At 66.4% G+C, this 15,816-nt stretch carries 16 protein-coding genes; 9 read left to right on the top strand and 7 right to left on the bottom strand.

All coding sequences use genetic code 11. The annotated features are described in order from the left end of the window. Window positions 1-19 precede the first annotated feature (19 nt). Together M8J71_RS12685 and M8J71_RS12680 are read right to left on the bottom strand one after the other, a co-directional pair. On the bottom strand, window positions 20-709 hold the full coding sequence (locus tag M8J71_RS12685) for a LuxR C-terminal-related transcriptional regulator (protein WP_256248253.1): 690 nt from the start codon (window positions 707-709) through the stop codon (window positions 20-22). Beyond that, entirely contained in the window at window positions 706-2,124 is a 1,419-nt protein-coding gene (locus tag M8J71_RS12680; protein WP_256248252.1) for an ATP-binding protein, read from the bottom strand. Before M8J71_RS12680 ends, M8J71_RS12685 begins: the two co-directional genes overlap by 4 nt. A gap of 124 nt (window positions 2,125-2,248) precedes the next feature. Here M8J71_RS12680 and M8J71_RS12675 point away from each other — a divergent pair, with 124 nt between their 5' ends. The 5 genes from M8J71_RS12675 to M8J71_RS12655 all read left to right on the top strand — a co-directional run bounded on the left by M8J71_RS12675 (window position 2,249) and on the right by M8J71_RS12655 (window position 6,453). Beyond that, on the top strand, window positions 2,249-3,877 hold the full coding sequence (locus M8J71_RS12675; RefSeq protein WP_256248251.1) for a PspC domain-containing protein: 1,629 nt from the start codon (window positions 2,249-2,251) through the stop codon (window positions 3,875-3,877). A gap of 1 nt (window position 3,878) precedes the next feature. Beyond that, the gene (locus M8J71_RS12670; RefSeq protein WP_256248249.1) at window positions 3,879-4,163 is read left to right on the top strand and encodes a hypothetical protein; all 285 of its coding nucleotides are present in this window, start codon (window positions 3,879-3,881) and stop codon (window positions 4,161-4,163) included. Window positions 4,164-4,166: 3 nt separating this feature from the next. Beyond that, complete coding sequence (locus tag M8J71_RS12665; RefSeq protein WP_163161859.1) at window positions 4,167-4,424, top strand: PspC domain-containing protein; 258 nt, start codon at window positions 4,167-4,169, stop codon at window positions 4,422-4,424. 187 nt (window positions 4,425-4,611) lie between these two features. Next, on the top strand, window positions 4,612-5,637 hold the full coding sequence (locus tag M8J71_RS12660; RefSeq protein WP_050054289.1) for an ATP-dependent 6-phosphofructokinase: 1,026 nt from the start codon (window positions 4,612-4,614) through the stop codon (window positions 5,635-5,637). A 99-nt stretch (window positions 5,638-5,736) separates the two neighbouring features. After that, window positions 5,737-6,453 (top strand): GNAT family N-acetyltransferase, encoded by a 717-nt coding sequence (locus M8J71_RS12655; protein WP_256248248.1) that lies wholly within the window; start codon window positions 5,737-5,739, stop codon window positions 6,451-6,453. Between the two features lie 74 nt (window positions 6,454-6,527). On the opposite strand, the gene M8J71_RS12650 is transcribed toward M8J71_RS12655, so the two are convergent. From M8J71_RS12650 to M8J71_RS12630, 5 genes are all read right to left on the bottom strand, one after another. Next, the gene (locus tag M8J71_RS12650) at window positions 6,528-6,962 is read right to left on the bottom strand and encodes an ankyrin repeat domain-containing protein (RefSeq protein WP_256248247.1); all 435 of its coding nucleotides are present in this window, start codon (window positions 6,960-6,962) and stop codon (window positions 6,528-6,530) included. After that, window positions 6,962-8,044: a CAF17-like 4Fe-4S cluster assembly/insertion protein YgfZ gene (ygfZ, locus tag M8J71_RS12645; protein WP_256248245.1), complete on the bottom strand. Its 1,083-nt coding sequence runs from the start codon at window positions 8,042-8,044 to the stop codon at window positions 6,962-6,964. The genes M8J71_RS12650 and ygfZ overlap by 1 nt, the downstream gene beginning before the upstream one ends. A 22-nt stretch (window positions 8,045-8,066) precedes the next feature. Then, the gene (locus tag M8J71_RS12640; RefSeq protein WP_256248243.1) at window positions 8,067-8,807 is read right to left on the bottom strand and encodes a flavodoxin family protein; all 741 of its coding nucleotides are present in this window, start codon (window positions 8,805-8,807) and stop codon (window positions 8,067-8,069) included. A 39-nt stretch (window positions 8,808-8,846) separates the two neighbouring features. Next, window positions 8,847-9,455 carry an FABP family protein gene (locus tag M8J71_RS12635; RefSeq protein ID WP_256248241.1) on the bottom strand — a complete coding sequence of 203 codons (609 nt, stop codon included), beginning with the start codon at window positions 9,453-9,455 and terminating at the stop codon, window positions 8,847-8,849. 169 nt (window positions 9,456-9,624) lie between these two features. Continuing rightward, window positions 9,625-10,392, bottom strand: coding sequence for a permease (locus M8J71_RS12630; protein ID WP_256248240.1), 768 nt, complete (start codon window positions 10,390-10,392; stop codon window positions 9,625-9,627). A 336-nt stretch (window positions 10,393-10,728) separates the two neighbouring features. Between M8J71_RS12630 and M8J71_RS12625 the strand changes: the two genes are divergently transcribed. From M8J71_RS12625 to M8J71_RS12610, 4 genes are all read left to right on the top strand, one after another. Then, entirely contained in the window at window positions 10,729-11,427 is a 699-nt protein-coding gene (locus M8J71_RS12625; RefSeq protein WP_163161846.1) for a winged helix-turn-helix transcriptional regulator, read from the top strand. A 48-nt stretch (window positions 11,428-11,475) separates the two neighbouring features. Next, the gene (gene mshD, locus M8J71_RS12620; protein ID WP_256248239.1) at window positions 11,476-12,444 is read left to right on the top strand and encodes a mycothiol synthase; all 969 of its coding nucleotides are present in this window, start codon (window positions 11,476-11,478) and stop codon (window positions 12,442-12,444) included. Between the two features lie 131 nt (window positions 12,445-12,575). Next, a complete protein-coding gene (locus M8J71_RS12615; RefSeq protein WP_256248238.1) occupies window positions 12,576-14,825 on the top strand; it encodes an RNA degradosome polyphosphate kinase in 2,250 nt (749 codons plus the stop codon). An 11-nt stretch (window positions 14,826-14,836) separates the two neighbouring features. After that, entirely contained in the window at window positions 14,837-15,808 is a 972-nt protein-coding gene (locus M8J71_RS12610) for an NUDIX hydrolase (protein WP_256248237.1), read from the top strand. The last annotated feature ends 8 nt before the right edge of the window (window positions 15,809-15,816 follow it).

The raw sequence follows: 15,816 nt of genomic DNA, 5'->3' as shown, positions 1-15,816 counted from the left end.
AAGTGAGAGAGCGTTGCGGCTAGAGGAGGCGGCGTTCGGCCGCCCACTTGGTGAGTTCGTGCCGGCTGGAGAGCTGCAGCTTGCGGAGTACGGCGGACACATGCGTCTCCACGGTCTTGATGCTGATGAACAGCTCCTTGGCCACCTCCTTGTAGCTGTAGCCGCGGGCGATGAGGCGCATGACCTCAAGTTCCCGGGCTGAGAGTTTGTCCAGTTCGTCGTCGGCGATGTCTGCGGGGGCGGTGCCAAAAGCATCAAGGACGAAGCCAGCGAGCCGCGGCGAGAAGACGGCGTCCCCACCGGCAACCCGATATACGGCGTCGGTGATTTCTGCGCCCGAGATGGTCTTGGTGACGTAGCCGCGTGCTCCGGCCCGGATCACCGCCACAACGTCCTCCGCCGCGTCCGAGACGCTGAGGGCAAGGAACCTGGTGGTGGCCAGCAGGGCAGCGGAGCCGGCGATGACTTCGCGGCCCCCGCCCCCAAGGCCGCCGGGAAGGTGAACGTCCAGGAGCACCACGTCCGGGCGCTCCCGGGCGATCACGGCGATGGCCTGCTCCACCGTCGCCGCCTCGCCCACCACCTGGATACTGGGATCAAGGTCGGCCTTCAGGCCGGAGCGGAAGATCGCATGGTCATCCACAATCACCACCCGGGCGGACCTGGCGGTTCGGACGGGACCGGTACCGGCTCCCTGCATTACGTTCATGGTTTGCCTTCCGTGCTGTCCTGCGGCGCGGCGGGGAAGCCCAGCCGTACCTCCGTGCCTTCACTGGTACTGGTGATCGCCGCCGTGCCGCCGTGCCGGTTCATCCTGCCGATGATGGACTCCCGCACCCCGAGCCTGTCCTCCGGAACGTCCTGCAGTTCAAAGCCCGGGCCGCGGTCCTTGACGAAGACTTCCGCACGTCCGGCAGCTGCCTCCAGGTAGACCGAGACCGTCCCGCCGCCGTGGCGGGAAGCGTTGAGCATGGCCTCACGGCTCGCCTGGATCAGCGCTTCATGGCCCTCCGTGACAGTCGTGTCCCCCACGCTGACCACCTCGACGGCGTTGCCCAGCAGGTCTTCCACTTCGGCGGCTACCGCCTTGATCCGGTCCGACAACTGCCCGGCGTCCTTGCCGGGGTCCTCAAACAGCCAGCCCCGCAGCTCCCGCTCCTGGGCACGGGCCAGCCGGACGACGTCGTGCTCATTGGCAGCCCGCCGCTGGATAAGGGCCAGCGTCTGCAGCACCGAGTCGTGAAGGTGGGCGGCGATCTCGGCCCGTTCGGTTTCCCGGATGCGGCCGGCGCGCTCCGCCTCCAGGTCACGCCAGAACTTCAGCGCCCACGGGAGCAGAACCAGCACCACCCCGCCGAGGACCGCAACGGAGGCCAGCAGCGCCAGCCACGTCTGCTCCCACGACCCGGATCCCGACACCATCACCAGAACGCCCGCCACCACCAGCGCCAGGCCCGCCGCCAGCCGCGCCCAGCCTCCGGCCTGATCCGCCTTGGTTTTGTCCACGAGCCCGGCACGCCGGGTTTCATCAAGCTGCATCCAGGCAATGGAAGCGCCGCCAAGGACTGCCGCCGCCGGAATCAGTGTGCCCAGGGGAACGTCCACGCCCAGGAGCTGTGCGACCAGGATGCCCGCCACCAGCAGCAGCCCCACACCGAGCAGGATCTCCTTGCCGTACCGCATGTCCCGGAACCTGAACCAGGGCCGGGCAGCCTCGGAAGCCTGTCCCGCGGCCTCCCCTGCCGCCGGGTAACCGCCGGAAGCGGGAGGGGCAGTGGCCGAGCCAGGGCCGCCGTCGACCGCTCCGGGAAGGGCAACACCAGGGCCACCCGCGGCAGTGGCCCGGGGAACGGCCCCCGGAACAGGCTCGCGGCTCACCGCCGGGGCAATGGGCGACGGCGGCCGGCGCGCCTGCCGCCGGGCGCTTTCGTCCGCGGTGGGCACCATGATCCACAACCAGGCATAGAAGACGACGCCGGCCCCGCCGGCCAGTGAAGCCAGGACCATCGCCACCCGTACGTTGCGGACCGGCCAGCCCAGATGCGCGGCAAGGCCGGAGCACACGCCCGCGATAAAGCGGTCGCTGCGGCGGACCAGCGGGGGGCGGACGGGGACGGTTGTCATGGATCAATCCAAACACGGATCAGGGTTCCCCGGACCGCAATCCAGCCGGAACCGGGGGCCACTCAGGGGCCGTTCAGGGTGTCCCCCAGTAGAGCCAAAGACCGGCAGGCGGAAGGATCGATGTATGAACTCGCAAACCCCCACCCCAGACGACGGCCAGCCAACGGAGCCCCTCCCCAAGCGCGAAAACGAACACGCCACGGAGCCCGTGGTGCCGCCTGCCACCCCCTCAGCATCAGACCAGAACCCGGCGGACGAATCCAAGCAGGACTCCACCCAGGATTACCCGGCGGCACAGGATTACCCGGCGCAGGATGGCTCCGATGGGCCATACCCCGGGCCGTCGGACGGACCCTCCCCCAGCCACAGCAGCTCAAGCCAGAACACCGGCAGCTACGCCTACGCGGGAATGCCCAGCCAGCAGACGGACTTCTTCGGTTGGGTCCGCAGCCACGGCATCACCCGCGGCCAGGACCGCTGGATCGGCGGCGTCTCCAGCGGCATCGCCCACCGCATGGGCATCGACCCGCTGATCGTGCGCGGCGTCTTTATCGTCCTCACCCTCTTCGCCGGCATCGGCGTGCTTGCCTACGGCCTCGCGTGGGCCTTCCTGCCCGAGCCCGATGGGAGGATCCACGTCCAGGAGGCCGGCGCCGGCCGGTGGACCAGCGGCATGACAGGTTCCCTCATCGCCGTCATCCTCGGCTTCAGCGGACTGGGCGGCGGTTTCTGGGGCTGGGGCAACCACGGCTTCGGCGCCTTCCTCTGGACCATCTTCTGGGTTGGCGGCGCCATCTACCTGATCTACTACCTGGCGCAGCGGAACAAGGCGGCCGTTGGAACACCGGCGAGTGCAGCGGCCGGCACCCCCTCCTACGCAACCAACGCGTACCCCGGCACCACCGCCTATTCCGCATCTACTTCCACCGGCACCACTCCCCCTTACTCAGACGTTGCGGGCACCGGTCCTTTCACCGGCAGCCCGTACGGAGGCAGCCCGTACGGAGGCAGCCCGTACAGCGGCAGCCCTTACGCCGGCAGCAGGTCCGGCAGCGGATGGAACAACGGAGGCGCCGGCGGCACCCGGCAACCGCAGGGTCCCCCACCCGCACCGAAGGTACGTCCCGCAGGTCCCGGCGCCCCCGCCGTCGCGATCGCAGCCGGCAGCGCCTTGATCGTCGGCGCAGGACTGAAAGCACTGGACGTCACCAACATCATCGACCTCGGCGACTCCACCAACGCCATCGCCTGGGCAAGCGCAGCGGCCGTCCTGGGCATCGGCATCCTCATCCTGGGCCTCCGCGGCCGGACCTCCGGCATCCTCTCGTTCTTCGCGGTGGCGGCCCTGATCATCGGCGGAATCTTCAACGTGGTGGGCAACAACGGCGACCGTGTCCGCTTCCAGCAGGTTGACTGGACGCCCACGAGCATCCAGCAGGCAAGCGACGGGCTCAACATCACGGCAGGACGCGGCACCGTCGACCTCACCGAACTGGCCGGAAGTGCCCCGCTCCAGTCAGAGGTCCTGGTCCCGCTGGACTTCACCGCCAGCAACGTCACGGTGGTCATTCCCGACACCGTGCCCGTGGACATCAGGGCCGACATGACCCTCGGCAACCTGACCGAAGGCGGGAGCCAGCGCGGCGGAACCACCACACGGGAAAGCAGCTACAACACCGACAAGCCCGGCAGCCACCTGGTGATCCAGATCGACGGCACCGTCAGCAACGTCACCATCAAGGAAGGTAACTGACATGAGCAGCCACACTCCGGCCCCGGACCCGTACGTTCCGGGAAGCACGACGGCGGCACGCACCGACTCTGCCCCTCCATCCGGGGCGAGGGTGGGAACGGTGGTCTGGGGACTGATCGTCCTTGCCCTCGCCGCCCTGATCATCATCGCGCAGCTGGGCATCGTCACCCTCAACGGGACCTACGTCCTGATCGGGCTCATGATCGGAGCAGGCGCCGCCCTGGTGATCGGCGGACTCCTCTCAGCCCGGAAACGTGACAACAGTCCTACAACAGGGAAGTCTTGAGCCATGGACAAGTTTTTCAGCATCGTCAGGGGCCTCGGCCTGAAACGCGGACCGCAGCGCTGGCTGGGAGGCGTTCTGGGAGGGATTGCCGCCAAGCTCAACGTGGACGTGGCCTACGTCCGCATCGCATTCCTCCTCTTCGCCCTGCTGCCCGGGCCGGCCCTGATCTTCTATCTCCTGGCCTGGGTGGTCCTGCCGGATCAGCGGAACGTCATCCCGCTCCAGACGTTCCTTGACCGCCGGTCCCTGAACCGTCCCTGAGAAACCGACAAGACAGTGTCCCCGCTCCCCCTGCGAGCGGGGACACTTTTTCTTTTGCGCTGCCTGATCCCTGACCGGGCCCTTATGTAACCGGTTTGTGTCGTGCCCCACACCCCCCACTAGACTCTATGTGAGCTCAGCGTGGCGCTCTGCCTGTACACCTTCTCTCCAGGATTTGAGCCGAGACATGAAAATTGGAATTCTCACCAGCGGTGGCGACTGCCCCGGACTGAACGCCGTGATCCGCGGAGCCGTCCTCAAAGGCATTGCCATCCATGGTCACGAATTCGTGGGTTTCCTTGACGGATGGCGCGGCGTCGTCGAGGGCGACATCATCGACATCCCCCGCACCATGGTCCGCGGTATTGCCAAACAGGGCGGCACCATTCTGGGCACCTCACGCACCAACCCCTTCGAAAACGGCGGCGGCCCCGAGGTCATCAAAGCCCACATGGACCGTCTCGGCATCGACGCCATCATCGCGATCGGCGGTGAGGGAACCTTGGCCGCTGCGAAGCGCCTCACCGACGCCGGCCTGAAGATCGTCGGTGTTCCCAAGACCGTGGACAACGACCTCGACGCCACCGACTACACCTTCGGCTTTGATACCGCCGTCCAGATCGCCACCGAAGCCATCGACCGGCTCCGGACCACCGGCGAGTCACACCACCGCTGCATGATCGCCGAAGTCATGGGCCGGCACGTTGGCTGGATCGCGCTGCACGCCGGCATGGCGGCCGGTGCCCACGCCATCCTTATCCCGGAGCAGAAGGTCAGCATCGACCAGATCACGGAATGGGTGAAGGAAGCCCATGCCCGCGGCCGCGCGCCGCTGGTGGTGGTGGCCGAGGGGTTCGTTCCCGAGCACATGGAGACCCCGCACTCCGAACGCGGCCTGGACACCTTCGGCCGGCCCCGCCTGGGCGGCATCGCGGACCAGCTCGCCCCGGAACTTGAAGCCCGCACCGGCATCGAAACCCGCGCCACCATCCTGGGCCACATCCAGCGCGGCGGTGTGCCGTCCGCCTTCGATCGCGTCCTTGCCACCCGGCTGGGCATGGCGGCCATCGACTCGGTGGTGGAAGGCTACTGGGGCACCATGGTGGCACTGAAGGGCACGGACATTGAGCACGTGGGTTTCCAGGAAGCCCTTGGCCAGCTCAAGACCGTTCCGCAGAAGCGCTACGACGAAGCCGCCGTCCTGTTCGGCTGAGTTGTCCGGTTCAGCTAAGGTGCCCTGTTCCGCTGGGTTGTCTCGTCCAGCAAAGGTGTCCTGCTCGGCGGGGCCGCCTGCCCGCCCTAGGCTGGGAGTATGACACTTGACCCCGGTTCCGCCGCCATCATCCAGCTTGCCTGGGCCCGGCGCCTGGGACTCGACGACGACGCCTTCGGAACCGCCCTGGCCTCCGGGGAGCGGATCGTCCGGGCCGACGAATCGGTGCGGACCGTTGAGTTTGTGCGGCTCTTTGGCAGCTCGGCACTGGTGGGACCGCAGTGGGTCATTGATGCCGCGGCCGGCATTCCCGATGAGGAGATGGCCCAGCACGTCACGCTCCTGACGCTGACCCGGTCGCACGGGGGCCACGGCCTGGGCGCCGCGGCATTGTTCTTCGCCGACGACCTGCCCCTGAAGCAGCCCTCCGAAGAGATGACGGTCTCCCACGGCAACCCCGAGGCCATCGAGCTGGAGGGCCGCTGCCCGCCGGACGACGTCAACGAGGTTGGCCTGTCAGACCTCGAGAACCGCTACACCATCGTCCACGAAGTTGACGGGCGCCGCGTCCCTCTGGCCTGCGGCGCTTACTCCGAGTGGGTGGGCCTGCTGGCCCACCTGGGCGTCCTGGTGGACCCGGAATGGCGGCGCCGGGGCCTGGGCTCGCTCGCGGTGTCCATCGCAGCCCATGAGGCACTGGCGGCGGGTCTCACGCTGCAGTGGCGGACAGACGTCAGCAACACAGGGTCCCTGGCGCTGGCCCGGAAGCTTGGCCTGTCAGCCGGCGGAATCCAGACCAGCGTCCACCTTGGCTGACAGGGCTAACACGCTGAAGCCCCAGCCCTAAACCGGCTGGGGCTTCATAAAGGACAGCGCTACGGCCGCATCAATTAGCCCAGGAGATCCAGGATTTCCTTGCGCGCGAACATCTGGGCGGCGGCCCGTGCTGTGGGCGAACCTGCGTCCGGGTCCGCACCGGCATCCAGCAGGACCCGGGCAACGTCGGTGTAGCCCTTGAACGCCGCTCCGGCCAGCGGAGTCTGGCCGCGGTCGTTGGCGGTGTCGGCCTCGGCGCCGTGTTTCAGGATGAGCTGAACGGTCTCCGCGTGGCCATGGTAGGCAGCGAGCATCAGGAGGGAATCGCCGGCGGAATTCGTCAGGGTGGCGGGAGCACCGGCGTCGAGATAGGCACGCAGCAGCGCCGTGTCCCCTTCCCTGGCGGCTTGGAAGAGCGTATGCGCCAAAGCGAGCGCCTCCTCGTCGGGCCCTTCCTGGCCTGCCGGTGAGGCGGACGGCGCGGCGCTGGTTCCGGCGTTGTCAGTCATTAGCGTGGCCCCTTGAGGAATCCGGTCTGGCGCCCCACTACCTGACCGGCGTCGGGGGCAACGATAAGTTCCTGGGCGGCAGGGTAAGGCTCCTCGCCGTCCAGAACCGTCAGTATTTCATCCGCGCCCACCGAACGCTTTATGACTGCCAGCGCAACCGGCCCCATCTCGTAATGCTGGGCCACCGAGGTAACCGTCCCCACCTTCCGCTCCCCCGCCAGCACCGGACTTCCGGCCTGTGGCAGGGTGTGCTGCGAGCCGTCCAACTGGAGGAACACGAGCCGGCGTGGCGGGTGTCCCAGGTTGTGCACGCGCGCGATGGTTTCCTGTCCCTTGTAGCAGCCTTTTGCCAGGTGCACGGCCGTGCGGAGGAGGTCCAGTTCATGCGGGATGGTCTTGTCATCCGTTTCAGCACCGATGCGGGGGCGCCAGGCCGCCAGCCGGAGCGCTTCCGCGGCGAGGACTCCGGCCAGCTGGCGGTCGGCTACCCGCTGTTCCAGGTCGGCGGCCGGTACCAAGTACTCAAACCAAGGCCGCTCCAGCCCGGGATGGCTGGCTTCGGGAACGGTGGCATAGGAGTAGCCGCCGGCTGCCACGTTGGGCCAGGGGTCCTGCCACACCAGCAGCTCCGACCATTCGGGAATTACCCTGGTGCTGCCCACAACGGCCCAGTCGGCGGAGACGTCAGCAATTTCCACCCGCAGCATGAATTTCATCCTGTTCAGGAACTCCGCCAGGGGTGCTGCTTCGGCGGCCTCAACGATCAGCCAGGTGGTAACGCCGTCGTCAATCACCCGGGCGTCGAAGTCGATCCTGCCCTGCACGCTCAGGAGGAGCAGTTCGCTGGATTCCCCGGGCTGGAGGCCGGCCACCTGCTGCGAGGACAGCGTGTTGAGCCAGCTCAGCCTGTCCGGCCCGCTGACTGTGACAATGCCGCGGTGGGAAAGGTCGACGACGGCGGTACCGGCAGCGAGTGCGCGCTGCTCGCGCAGCGGCTCGCCGTAGTGGGAGGCGACGCCGGCGTCCGCGCCGGATGCCTCAACGGCTCCTGGGCGCGACAACAGAGGGCTGGAAGTAGTCATATGTAGTAGAAGTCCTTGAAGGTCAGCGGTATTCCGGATTCTCAAAATCGAAGCGCGTCCCTGCTGCCCATTCCTGGGGCAGGTTGCCGTAGTCCGGGTAGCCGCCGGCGTCCTTGAGGATCCGGGCCAGGTGCAGGAGGTTCCAGGTCATAAACGTGGCGTTCCGGTTGGTGAAGTCGGTTTCGGGACCGCCGGAGCCCTCGTCAAGGTAGCTCGGGCCCGGGCCAACAGCGCCGATCCACCCGGCATCCGCCTGTGGCGGAATGCTGAAGCCAATGTGCTGCAGGCTGTACAGGACGTTCATGGCGCAGTGCTTGATGCCGTCCTCGTTGCCCGTGATCAGGCAGCCGCCCGCCTTGGGATAGAACGCCCACTGGCCCTTGCTGTTGAGTTCACCGGAGTGGGCGTAGAGGCGTTCGATGAGCTTCTTGGTCTGGGAGGAGTTGTCGCCCAGCCAAATGGGTCCGGCCACCACCACGATGTCCGCTTCCTGCACCGCCGGATACAGCTGGGGCCATTCATCCGTGGGCCAGCCGTACTTGGTCATGTCCGGGTAGACGCCGCTGGCAATATCGTGGTCCACAGTGCGGATCACACGGGTGCTGACGCCCTGTTTCTCCATGATGAGCCGGCTGATGTTGATCAGCCCGTCCGTATTGCTGGTCTGGGGCGACCTCTTCAGGGTCCCGTTGAAAAAAACGGCTTTCAGGTCGCTGTAGTCCCGCAGACTTCCGGGAGCCTGAACGTTCTGGGGATCTTTCACGTGCCACGACCCGCTTTCGTTTTTCCGGCCCGGATAGGGTCAGGAGACCTTTTTGAGGAAGGCGGAGGCGTGTGCTTCCAGTCCCTTGCCCTCTTTGCCACCAACGGCGACATCCCACCGCCAGAGCAGGTTGCCGTCCACCAGGCCGAAAATGCGCGTGGCCGCGCTGTAGTCCTTGGAGTGGCTCCCGCGCATCACCATGTCGGTGGTGAGCTGGATCTGCGGTCCCTTGATCTGTCCGTAGTACAGCTCGGAGATGCCTCCGGGATGCGAGATGGACACCGAGATGTCGAAGCCGCCCTCGCTGTTGCGGAGGGCTTCCACCTCATCGGCGCTCTTCAACGCAGGAACGATGTCCGCGGGGATCAGGCCAGGGCCGCCGTCGGCATCCAGCTGTTTGCGCTCCAGCGCCCAGAAGCCCGTCTCGACGGTCAGCGGCCGCAGGCGCGTGCCGTCGTCGTCCGTCAGCCAGCTCTCCGCACGGTACTGCAGGTAGGGCAGCCCGTTGTGGGTGAAGGACACACGCTGCAGGAAGTGCTCCGAGCCCTCGTCCCCTGTGCCCAGCCGGCCGCGGCCTTCCCACTCACCAATGAGCCAGGAAAGCGGGACAAGTTCTGGGGTCAAGTCGGTGGGAATCTCAATCGGCACAGCAATTACCTCGGAAAACGGCTAGCTCCGGAAAGGGTCTACTTCTGGCCTTTGAACAGGCGGTAGACCACAAAGCCGGCAAACCATGCCATGGAAAGGCTGGCGATGCCGAGCAGGACAAGGAAGAAGATTTCAAAAGCAAGTACGGACATGATGCCATCCTAACGCGTTAGTAGATGAGTAGTTTGTCTATGAAGTAAGCCAGGGAACCCACCGCCGAGACAGGCGCCAGGCCAATGCTAAAGGCAGCAGGAACATTAATCGGAGCGCCGCGCAGCGTCACGAGCCGGCGGAAGCTCACCAGGACCGCACCTACCACCACACCAAAAATGGCCGCCGGCAGGACAGCGATATCCGAGAGCACCAGCCCGGCGAGCGGACCGGCAAGTCCCGCGAGAACGATGCCCAGGGGCGCAATAATACTGTCCGGCCACCTGATCAATCCTGCCAGCAGGGCAACGGCCGCGCTGATGGCCGCTACGAGCAGCATCTCGCGCACCCCGTTAAACCGTGCTCCGGCGATCCAGCCCGCGCCCAGGCAGGCGAGCAGCACTCCTGCCGAGCAGCCAAGGGTTGACTCCAGCCGCTGCGTTTGCCCTGTTCCGCGGATGAGCTGCACCACAAAAACGGCCATCATACCGAGTGCAATAAAGGGCGGCGTCCAGTCGAGGTAGCCGGGAGCGGGGGCGTACGCGGCAGCGAGCGCCGAACCGGCCCCGGCCAGGGCAATCACCGCCGCGAGCGTCTTTTTGGCAGGAATCCGGAGGAAGTGCGGCCAGCCGATGCCCACCGCAGCGGCGCTGGCCACGGCAACGGCGACGAGGGCCTCGCGGGACGTGTAGACCCCCGCGATGATGGCTGCCAGCCCGGCAATGCCCACCACGCCGATGGTCCACGAGCCCAGGGAGCGCGCGGGCGCCTGCAGGTCCGCCGTCATACGGATCCCGGCCCGGGCTTAGTCTGTGCACTCACTGCGATGCATCCCATCCTGCGTTGACCTTCGAGGGCGGTCCGCCCTCGGCGGCAGGGCATCCGGCCCTGCCACAATCCTGCCTTATATGAACGGGTTATGTCGCAAAACGTACCCTCGCCGGGGCTGAATCAATGGTGCGGGCAGGGCCTGCGGGTATACTCGGAGCTCAGCTAAGTTCCCTGCTGAAGTGGCCGGACCGCTGCCATTGGCAGAGTCCCAAACCGTGGCAGGGAGCCAGTACCGGCCGGTGAAAATCCGGTTCAGTCGCCCAACGATGCGCGGACGGCCCTTGGAGGAACAATGTCGCACATCCTGTTACTGACGAACAGCACCGGTTCTTCGGTGGACATTTTGCCTGCCCTGGAATTGCTGAACCACCGCGTTCATATCCTCCCCGCCGAGCCGACAGCGCTGCTGGAGACCGACCCCTGCGACATTGTGCTGCTGGATGCCCGCAAGGACCTGGTGGGCGCCCGTTCCCTCACCCAGCTCCTCAAGGCCACCGGGCTCAGCGCCCCGCTGGTACTGATCCTCACCGAAGGCGGCATGGCTGCTGTCTCCTCTGCGTGGGCCGTGGACGACATCGTGCTGGAATCAGCCGGCCCTGCCGAGGTGGAGGCACGCATCCGGCTGTCGGTCGCCCGGGCCGTCCCGGAGCAGGAGGACACGCCGTCCGAGATCCGCGCCGCCGGCGTCGTCATTGATGAGGCGAGCTACACCGCCCGCGTGAACGGGGCACCCCTGAACCTGACGTTCAAGGAATTTGAACTCCTGAAGTACCTGGCGCAGCACCCCGGCCGCGTATTCACCCGGCAGCAGTTGCTCACCGAAGTATGGGGCTACGACTACTACGGCGGCACCCGTACCGTGGATGTCCACGTCCGGCGCCTGCGCGCCAAGCTGGGAGCCGACCACGAAAACCTCATCAGCACTGTCCGCAACGTTGGCTACCGGCTCACCCTGGTGCGCCAGCAGGAAGACGAGCTGACGGAAGCCTGACCCGGGCTTCGCGGTCCGGCATCCTGCGAACCCGTATAGCCTTGCCTCATGACTCCAGCGCACCCTGAGAAGTGGCCCGTCCATGTTGTTCAAGGCGGTGTTGACCGGCAGCTCCTGAAGGACTGCATCGGTCTCCTGTCGGCGGCGGAAGAGTCGGACGGCAACCCATCCATCTCAGAGCAGACCCTCATCAGCATGCGCGCCGGCGACTCCGCGGAACACAAGCTGCTGACCTTGGCCCTGTATGCCCCGGACGAGGACTCTGATCCGTCCTCCGGCCAGGACCTTGCAGGCTTCGCCGCGGTGGTTGAAGAGCCGGACGGCAATGGCGTGGTGGAAATCGCCGTGCACCCCAGCTACCGCAACCAGGGTGTCGCCGACCGCCTCGTTGGTGCCCTTCAGGACCGGCGCGGGCTGCAGGGGCTGAAGGCGTGGTCCCACGGCAACCATGAAGCGGCGGCCGACCTTGCCGCGCGCTACGGCTACGTCCCCGTGCGGGAGCTGTGGAAGATGCGGATGACGACGGCGGCGGCGGACCTTCCCGACGTCGTCCTTCCGGAAGGCGTTGTGATCCGGGCCTTTGTGCCCGGCCAGGATGAGGACGCCTGGCTGACGGCCAACCGCGCCGCTTTTTCCCACCACCCGGAGCAGGGCAGCCTCACCCGCGCGGACCTTGATGCCCGGATGGCTGAGGATTGGTTCGACCCCTCGGGCTTCCTCCTTGCGGTGAACGGGAACGGCCGGTTGCTGGGATACCACTGGACCAAGGTGCATCCGAGCCACGGCACACACCCGGCGATCGGTGAAATCTACGTGGTGGGGGTGACCCCGGAAGCCCAGGGTTCAGGCCTGGGCAAAGCCCTAACGGTGGCCGGCATCAAGTACCTGCAGGACCTGGGGTTGCACGCGGTCATGCTGTACGTCGACGCCGATAACGCCCCGGCTGTCTCCCTGTACCGCCGGCTGGGCTTCACCCGCTGGGACATGGACGTGATGTACGGCCCAGTGGCGGGTTAGTCCAATCCCCTGACGCAGGCGCCCGAAGGGCGCTAAATCAAAGGCCCCCGGGCACTGAATGCTTGTAAGGTTGGAACAGAACCGCGCCGGCCGGAAACGGCAGTATCCAAGCGCCAGGTAAAGGAGATGCCATGAACCCGGAACCTTCCGGAGCAGCCACGTCCCAGGAGACCCCGGTCCCCGTGCGCGCCCGATTCGGCTCCTCGGAGGTTCCGGCGTCGCGGGCCACGCAGGACCGGATCGACATTCCGGATTTTGCGCCGAATCTGGAACCTGAGGGCGACATCCGGCCGGACCGCTTCCTTGACCGGGAACTGAGCTGGCTCAGCTTCAACTCCAGGGTCCTTGAGCTAGCCGAAGACGCTTCCCTGCACCTGCTGGAAAGGGTCAGCTTCCTGTCCATTTTCGCGTCAAACCTGGACGAGTTCTTTATGGTCCGTGTGGCCGGCCTGAAGCGGCGCATTGCCACCGGACTGGCGGTCCCCTCCCCCGCGGGCCTGAGCCCCGTGGAAGTGCTGGAAAAAATCGGGGAGGAAGCCCACCGGCTTCAGCAGCGCCACGCGCGGGTCTTTGCGGAACAGATCCGCCCGGCCCTGGCGTACGAGCACATCCACCTCATGCACTGGGACGAACTCGATGATGCGGCCAAGCAGCAGCTCAGCCAGATGTTCGCCGAAAAGGTGTTCCCCATCCTGACGCCCCTGGCGGTGGACCCGGCGCACCCGTTCCCCTACATTTCGGGTCTCTCCCTGAACCTGGCCGTCGTGGTGCGGAACCCCGTCAGCGACAAGGAACTGTTCGCCCGCGTCAAGGTGCCGGACCAGCTGCCGCGGCTCATCTCCATCGACGGCCCGCGTGCCGGAGCGGTAGCAGGCCGGGTGGCGCGCTTCATCGCGCTTGAGGAAGTCATTGCCGTTCACCTGGACAAGCTGTTTGCCGGGATGGAGGTCCTGGAGCACCACACCTTCCGCGTCACCCGGAACGAGGATGTGGAGGTCGAAGAGGACGACGCCGAGAACCTGCTGCAGGCGCTCGAAAAGGAATTGCTGCGGCGCCGCTTCGGCCCCCCTGTGCGGCTGGAGGTCACCAACGACATCAACCCCAACATCCGGGCGCTGCTGATCCGGGAACTGGGCGTTGAGGAATCCGAAGTGTACTCGGTCCCAGCCCCGCTGGACCTCCGGGGCTTGTCGGTGATTGCGGGCATTGACCGCGCCGACCTGCACTACCCCAAGCACGTTCCGCATACCTCCCGGTACCTGAACGAGTCCGAGACCTCCAAGGCCGCCAACGTCTTTGCGGCGATGCGCCGCCGGGACATCCTGCTCCATCACCCGTACGACTCATTTTCCACCTCGGTCCAGGCCTTCCTTGAGCAGGCCGCAGCGGACCCCAAGGTCCAGGCCATCAAGCAGACCCTGTACCGCACCTCCGGCGACTCCCCCATCGTTGATGCCCTGATCGATGCGGCCGAGGCCGGCAAGCAGGTCCTGGCCCTGGTGGAGATCAAGGCAAGGTTTGACGAGCAAGCCAACATCTCCTGGGCCCGGAAGCTGGAACAGGCCGGCGTGCACGTGGTGTACGGCATCGTGGGCCTGAAGACCCACTGCAAGCTCTCACTCGTAGTGCGCCAGGAAGTGGACGGGCTGCGCCGCTACTGCCACATCGGCACAGGCAACTACCATCCGCGCACCGCCCGCTACTACGAGGACCTGGGCCTCCTGACCGCAAACGACCAGGTGGGCGAGGACCTTTCCAAGCTCTTCAACCAGCTCTCCGGCTACGCCCCCAAGTCAACTTTCAAGCGGCTCCTGGTTGCGCCCCGTTCGGTGCGTTCCGGGCTGATCGACCGGATCGAAACTGAGATCCGGAACGCGCGGGCAGGGCTGCCGGCCCGCGTCCAGATCAAAGTGAACTCGATGGTGGACGAGGCCATCATCGATTCGCTGTACCGGGCATCCCAGGCCGGGGTGAAGGTGGACGTGGTGGTCCGCGGCATCTGCTCGCTGCGGCCGGGGGTGCCGGGGCTCAGCGACAACATCACCGTCCGCTCCGTCCTGGGCAGGTTCCTGGAGCACTCCCGCGTGTTCGCCTTCGCGAACGGCGGGGACCCGGTGGTGTACATCGGCTCCGCGGACATGATGCACCGCAACCTGGACCGACGGGTGGAGGCCCTGGTCCAGCTGGGCGCTCCCGATGACATCAACTATGTCCTGGACCTGTTGCGCCGCTACATGGCCCCGGAGACCGCGAGCTGGCACCTGGACAACGAGGGGAACTGGACACGTCACCATCTGGCCGACGACGGCAGGCATCTTGAGGACGTCCAGTCCTTCCTGCTGGCGTCGCGGCCGCGGCAGCGCAGCCTGAGCCGACGGTAAGGGCTGCTGTTTTGTCGAGCGACGCACTCGTAGCAGACCAGACAGACCACCCAGGAGAACCGGTAGCAGTCACCGCTGCCGGTGCCCTGCCCTGGAGGGTCACGAAGGACCAGCTTGAAGTCCTGCTGATCCACCGGCCCCGTTATGACGACTGGTCCTGGCCGAAGGGCAAGATCGATGACGGCGAGACTGTCCCCGAATGCGCCGTCCGGGAAGCCCGGGAGGAGATCGGGCTGGACGCGCCGTTGGGGATTCCCCTGCCGCCCATCCACTACCACGTGGCGTCCGGCCTCAAGGTGGTGCATTACTGGGCCGTCAAAGTCAATGGTGGTGGAAGGCTGGTACCGGACGGCAAAGAGGTGGACAGTGTGATGTGGTGCGCCCCGGAAAAGGCGGCCCTGCTACTTTCCAACCCGTCCGACGTCGAGCCCCTTGAGTGCCTGCGCCAGGCCCATGAGCGCGGGGAACTGGACACCTGGCCCCTTCTGGTGGTCCGCCACGCAAAGGCGAAACCGCGCTCGTCATGGACCAAGGCGGAAGGCGAGCGGCCGTTGGCTGCCACCGGAACGCGCCAGGCCCAGGCTGTCGGCCGGCTGCTTCAGGCGTGGAAGCCGCCCCGGGTTGTCACCAGCCCGTGGCTCCGGTGCGTCGCCACGGTTGCGCCGTATGCCAAGGCAACCGGCGCGAAGGTGAAGCTGGCCGAAGCCCTCACCGAGCACCGGCACCAACGGAGTCCCAAGAAGACCGCGGCAGTCATCGAGGCCCTGCTCGATAAGCAGCGTCCAGTCGCCGTCTGCACCCACCGCCCGGCGCTTCCCACCGTGTTCGCGCAGCTGGCCAAACACATGCCGTCGCGCCTGAGCGCCCTCCTGCCGGCGGACGAACCGTACCTGTCCCCCGGCGAACTGGTGGTGTGCCATGTGGCTCCGGGCGGTAAAAACCGGATTGTAGCCGTGGAGCAGTTCAAGCCTTTTGACGACTAGGTGCGGCT

This window comes from Pseudarthrobacter sp. R1 (assembly GCF_024494415.1).
GTDB lineage: Bacteria > Actinomycetota > Actinomycetes > Actinomycetales > Micrococcaceae > Arthrobacter.
This window is presented reverse-complemented; position numbering and strand designations above follow the sequence as displayed.

Excerpts from the sequence above, each read along its gene's own strand:
- M8J71_RS12685 (WP_256248253.1), bottom strand. The coding sequence starts at position 709 with ATGAACGTAATGCAGGGAGCCGGTACCGGTCCCGTCCGAACCGCCAGG.
- M8J71_RS12680 (WP_256248252.1), bottom strand. The coding sequence starts at position 2,124 with ATGACAACCGTCCCCGTCCGCCCCCCGCTGGTCCGCCGCAGCGACCGC.
- M8J71_RS12675 (WP_256248251.1), top strand. The coding sequence starts at position 2,249 with ATGAACTCGCAAACCCCCACCCCAGACGACGGCCAGCCAACGGAGCCC.
- M8J71_RS12670 (WP_256248249.1), top strand. The coding sequence starts at position 3,879 with ATGAGCAGCCACACTCCGGCCCCGGACCCGTACGTTCCGGGAAGCACG.
- M8J71_RS12665 (WP_163161859.1), top strand. The coding sequence starts at position 4,167 with ATGGACAAGTTTTTCAGCATCGTCAGGGGCCTCGGCCTGAAACGCGGA.
- M8J71_RS12660 (WP_050054289.1), top strand. The coding sequence starts at position 4,612 with ATGAAAATTGGAATTCTCACCAGCGGTGGCGACTGCCCCGGACTGAAC.
- M8J71_RS12655 (WP_256248248.1), top strand. The coding sequence starts at position 5,737 with ATGACACTTGACCCCGGTTCCGCCGCCATCATCCAGCTTGCCTGGGCC.
- M8J71_RS12650 (WP_256248247.1), bottom strand. The coding sequence starts at position 6,962 with ATGACTGACAACGCCGGAACCAGCGCCGCGCCGTCCGCCTCACCGGCA.
- ygfZ (WP_256248245.1), bottom strand. The coding sequence starts at position 8,044 with ATGACTACTTCCAGCCCTCTGTTGTCGCGCCCAGGAGCCGTTGAGGCA.
- M8J71_RS12630 (WP_256248240.1), bottom strand. The coding sequence starts at position 10,392 with ATGACGGCGGACCTGCAGGCGCCCGCGCGCTCCCTGGGCTCGTGGACC.
- M8J71_RS12625 (WP_163161846.1), top strand. The coding sequence starts at position 10,729 with ATGTCGCACATCCTGTTACTGACGAACAGCACCGGTTCTTCGGTGGAC.
- mshD (WP_256248239.1), top strand. The coding sequence starts at position 11,476 with ATGACTCCAGCGCACCCTGAGAAGTGGCCCGTCCATGTTGTTCAAGGC.
- M8J71_RS12615 (WP_256248238.1), top strand. The coding sequence starts at position 12,576 with ATGAACCCGGAACCTTCCGGAGCAGCCACGTCCCAGGAGACCCCGGTC.